The sequence below is a fragment of the Streptomyces niphimycinicus genome (assembly GCF_018883605.1).
Lineage (GTDB): Bacteria > Actinomycetota > Actinomycetes > Streptomycetales > Streptomycetaceae > Streptomyces > Streptomyces niphimycinicus.
On the sequence record NZ_JAHLEM010000953.1, the window covers coordinates 1 to 407 of the forward strand.

Consider the following 407-nt stretch of genomic DNA (forward strand, 5'->3'; position numbering starts at 1 on the left):
GTGCGTGTGGGGTGGTGCCTGCTGCGGTGGTGGGGCATTCGCAGGGGGAGATCGCTGCGGCGGTGGTTGCGGGTGGGTTGTCGTTGGAGGACGGGGCGCGGGTGGTGGCGTTGCGTTCGCAGGCCATTGGGCGTGGGCTGGCGGGTCGTGGCGGGATGATGTCCGTGGCCGAGAGTGCTGATGGGGTGCGGGAGCGGATCACCGCTTGGGAGGGCCGTATCTCGGTGGCGGCGGTGAACGGTCCCGGTTCGATCGTGGTGTCCGGTGATCCGGAGGCGTTGCGTGAACTCCAGGTGGAGTGTGAGGCCGAGGAGGTACGGGCGAAGCTGATCCCGGTGGATTACGCGTCCCACTCGGCCCATGTCGAGGAGCTGCGCGAGGAACTCCTCGACCTCCTGGCCCCGATC

1 protein-coding gene is annotated in these 407 nt (G+C 68.8%); it reads left to right on the top strand.

Features of this window, described 5'->3' with window-relative positions:
• Positions 1-407, top strand: a 407-nt coding sequence (locus KN815_RS46035) for an acyltransferase domain-containing protein (protein ID WP_216347742.1), incomplete at both ends; no start/stop codon positions are given.